The organism is Anaerofustis stercorihominis (assembly GCF_024623185.1).
In the GTDB taxonomy this organism is placed as follows: Bacteria; Bacillota; Clostridia; order Eubacteriales; family Anaerofustaceae; genus Anaerofustis.
The window spans coordinates 1-3890 of record NZ_JANJZK010000041.1 but is presented as its reverse complement, the minus strand read 5'-3'; the positions used below and the strand labels follow the sequence as shown (position 1 = coordinate 3890).

General features: G+C 30.8%; 5 protein-coding genes. 1 reads left to right on the top strand and 4 read right to left on the bottom strand.

The genetic code is table 11. The annotated features are described in order from the left end of the window. Positions 1–82 precede the first annotated feature (82 nt). The 4 genes from NSA01_RS09785 to NSA01_RS09770 all read right to left on the bottom strand — a co-directional run bounded on the left by NSA01_RS09785 (position 83) and on the right by NSA01_RS09770 (position 2187). Positions 83–337 carry a TfoX/Sxy family protein gene (locus tag NSA01_RS09785; protein ID WP_257481275.1) on the bottom strand — a complete coding sequence of 85 codons (255 nt, stop codon included), beginning with the start codon at positions 335–337 and terminating at the stop codon, positions 83–85. A 14-nt stretch (positions 338–351) separates the two neighbouring features. Next, positions 352–1089 (bottom strand): nitroreductase family protein, encoded by a 738-nt coding sequence (locus tag NSA01_RS09780; RefSeq protein WP_257481274.1) that lies wholly within the window; start codon positions 1087–1089, stop codon positions 352–354. Between the two features lie 100 nt (positions 1090–1189). Continuing rightward, positions 1190–1654: a hypothetical protein gene (locus NSA01_RS09775; RefSeq protein WP_257481273.1), complete on the bottom strand. Its 465-nt coding sequence runs from the start codon at positions 1652–1654 to the stop codon at positions 1190–1192. Further along, complete coding sequence (locus NSA01_RS09770) at positions 1654–2187, bottom strand: PadR family transcriptional regulator (RefSeq protein WP_257481272.1); 534 nt, start codon at positions 2185–2187, stop codon at positions 1654–1656. The genes NSA01_RS09775 and NSA01_RS09770 overlap by 1 nt, the downstream gene beginning before the upstream one ends. 219 nt (positions 2188–2406) lie before the next feature. Between NSA01_RS09770 and NSA01_RS09765 the strand changes: the two genes are divergently transcribed. Beyond that, positions 2407–3291: a helix-turn-helix domain-containing protein gene (locus NSA01_RS09765; protein ID WP_257481271.1), complete on the top strand. Its 885-nt coding sequence runs from the start codon at positions 2407–2409 to the stop codon at positions 3289–3291. The last annotated feature ends 599 nt before the right edge of the window (positions 3292–3890 follow it).

The following is a 3890-nucleotide window of genomic DNA, read 5'->3' as shown; positions in this document are numbered from 1 at the left end:
TCTTCGGACAAAAAAGGGCAGGGTTCTTAAGGGACGAAGTCCCTTATAGGGGGTGTTAGGGACAGAGCCCCTTATTTGTCTGTTATTTATAATTATTATAAAAATCCTTCAGCTTTTCTTTTACATCCTGCGGTAAATCTTTTTTCTTAATTCCTCTTACCGCACCCTCGAGTCCGTAAAGCTTCATCAGACATGATGAAGGGTCTATACCCTTTAATTTTATCCAAGCTTCTTCGCTTCCCGCTTCTATCAGCTTTTCGGGAGTATCTAATCCAACTTCTATAAGCTGTTCCTCAACTACTTTTCCTATGTTCGGCATTTCGCTTAATTTTCCCATAACTCTACCTCTCTTTAATTTATTTTATATTCGCATATTTTAACTAATCCGTCGGATACTTTGCTTCCATTAATAATATTTCTATCAAAGCTTATTCCCTTACTGTTTAGTACTAGTTCTAAGAAACATAAAAATATCCCCATATCGATGTTATTGTAAAAAGAAAGATTTGTGCCGGGAATAAAAGATTTCATTTTATCCTTTTTAAATACTTCTATACTATTTTCACTCGTTAATATCCTCCAAGGCTGTGAATTACAAGCACTGGGGGCAAGCCCTGCATTTTTTATCACATCATCATATTTATCGCCCTTTAAAATGACGCTTATATCCTTACGCTTGAATTCTTTAATATCATTTCTGAAGTCATCTTCATTGCATTTCCCGATAGAAAACATTATCACAAATTCCAAACCATCTTTTTCAATGTCCTTAGCCTTTGCCATACCGTACCAGCAGGCACCTATATTCATCTCGGTAAGGAATAAATCAACCTGCTCCATCATGTAACCTGCATTTAATAAATAATTATCCTTGTCTTCGCTGTAGAAGAGAATACTATACTCACCTCTTTTTGAAGTAGTTTCATCGTTACTTACTATTTTAAACTCTGTTTTTATATCTCCTATCAAAGATGAAACTTTACCGAACTCTTCTTGTATTTTAATTAGCTCTTCATCTGATATACTTAGTTTTTTATCGAATTTCCTTATGGATTTTCTCTTGAAAATCATGTTATATAAATCTCTCATTATTACTCCTTGTAAGTTTATTTTTTATAAGGGGCGCGGAATCTCGCGAAGTGAGGCGTAGTGCCCCGTTAGGATATTACTGATTATATATTATAATTATTTAATAAACCTCTATATCTCCCTTATAATTCTCAGCCCTTTCGATAAGCTGACCTTTAAGCCCCATTGTAAAGGCGATATCACTGCTTCTTATGGAAAGGAGTTTATCACCTATATTTAAATCCAGCTTATCAATCATATCCTTTGAAATCTTGATTTTACCATTTTTTATTTTTAAGTAAGCATAACTTCGCCCTTTATAAGGAATAAGCTCTCCCTCTTTAAGTTGATAATTCATTAATTTCGGATTATCCTCCAGTATCCCCTTTAACTTCGAATTTATAAGAAGTCCTTTTCTTGTTATGCAAAATCCGCCTGTTGACTTGCTTCCCGAGAAAATATAAATTTTATCTTCGTCATACATTTTATATTCTTGCATCGCCATACTTGGGATATTTAAAGTATAATCTTCTCTTATAACAGACCATCCAAAGATATACTTTCCTCCTTTTGTGATCTGAGGCATTACTTCTCACCCTCATCTCTGTAAGTTTTTATGAATTCTTCACTCCATTCCTTTAAAGCCTCCCCCACCATTAACTGCTGTTTTAATATCGTCTTTCCGGTAAAGGGTATATGCTCTCTTTCCGTGATTTTTTCGTCTACCACAGAATAATATTTATCTATTTCTCTACTTATATTTTCCGCCAAAGATAATCCCAGTTCTTTATCTATATTGTTTAGATTAACTATCACCGCATTGAAATCAAGAAACACATTTACCATTTTCTCGCTTGTCTTTTTCATCAGAGAAATGAAATATTCATTTCCTTCTTCGGTAATGGAATAAATGACTTTCCCGGGTATACTGTTTTCATTATCGTTCTTTCCTTTTATATATCCCCTATTTTCAAGGGTAATGACCTTTTTATATACGGAAGGAGTACTTATCTTGACCCATTTTGATATATGTCTGTACTCAACGTTCTTCTGAAGGTCATAAGCACTCATTGTTTTTTCTTTTATCATTCCAAGTATTATCAAATCTATTGCCGACATGGTATCCTCCTTACTGTACTTTATAGTACAAATCATACTGTAAAGTATAGTATAAGTCAATACCAATTTGTTCCTATTGATAATAAGCAGCATATTTTTTATACTTAAATAAGATAATGCTACGCTAAGTAGCATGTAATTATATGAATGTAAACTATGTTTGCTTGTTAAAAAAATATAATTATCTATACTTAAGTCATAAACATAGGAGGAAACAATATGAAATTTTCAGAAAAGCTTAAACAAATCAGAAAAGAACTACACTTATCCCAGGAACAATTCGCGGAAAAAATAGGAGTATCCAGACAGGCTATAACAAAGTGGGAAACGGAAGGCGGGATAGCGGACATAGATAATATAATAAAGATATCAAAGGAATTTGATATTTCCATAGATGAGCTTTTAAAAGAAGAGAAGGATATAAATAATAAAAAAGACTTTTTATATGTAAGCGAAACAAAGTACGATATTGAGAATATCATAGACTACGATATAAATATAAATGAAGTATCGGAAGTCATTTTAAAAGGTGTAAGCGGAGAAAAGATAATCGTAAAGCTTGCTTCAAATAAAGTAAAGGATTTAGAAAAGCACTTTAAAGTAAAGATAGACGAAAATAAAAGAAGCATAGATGTGGATATAAAGAAAATCGGAGAAATCACAAAATCAGAGACAAAAGACGAACTTTCGGTTTTGATATATATCCCATACGAACTATGCAATAAAATAGAACTTTATACAATATGCGATATTTTAAAGATACAAAATATGGAAAATAAAGGTATCGAGGCAGACGGGAAATTCTATGATATATTCGTTTACGATTACTGCGGACATCTTGAACTTAATTGTTCAAATGATATGAACATCACTTATAATGAATTTAAGGGAAGGATAGATGTAAATCAAATCAAGGCAACATCAAAATTAAATATTCCGGTAAACAGCACCTTCAGCATAAATAAAAAAGTCAAGAGCAATAATATTTTCTTTAATATAGATAATAAGCCGACAGAAGATATAGAAATCAGTGAGCAAAGCGAAAATCTGATTGAACTATCGGGGATAGGAAGCGAACTTGTCATAAACAAATATAATAAATGATAACAACATCTGCTTTATCATAAATGATTTAAGGATAGAAAGAATTCATAAAGACAAAGCAACAATATAATCGACTTTATTGTAATAATAGATAACTCATTATAAATAAATTTAGTAAATAACAATAAAAAAGACATGCATTATCATAATGCGTGTCTTTTTTTATTTTTTAAATTAAAAGACTTTAAATTTTAAGCTACAAAAATCAATAATATTAAAATTAAAACTAAAAATTGATTGAAATATATACAAAAAAATGTTTCAATATGTAAATATAATATCATCAATTCTTAGTATTTGATTCCTCTGAATATACCTTTTGTACAGACGCAATGATAAAACTTCTAAAATATATACTATAACTACTTTATATATTTTTATAATATCAAAACACTCAACATAATTATTTATAAAAGTCATTAATAAAAGTCTATTTATCAGTTTATTTCTAACTTTAAATCTAACAACAAAATTTCATTTTATATAATAGTAATATGCTGCCACGATGACTTATTGACATATCTTTTACATCCCTTTTAGCCAGTGCTTCAGCCGCCACGGCTTAAGTAATATTTTGACTATTCACTGTTCGTAAGAAC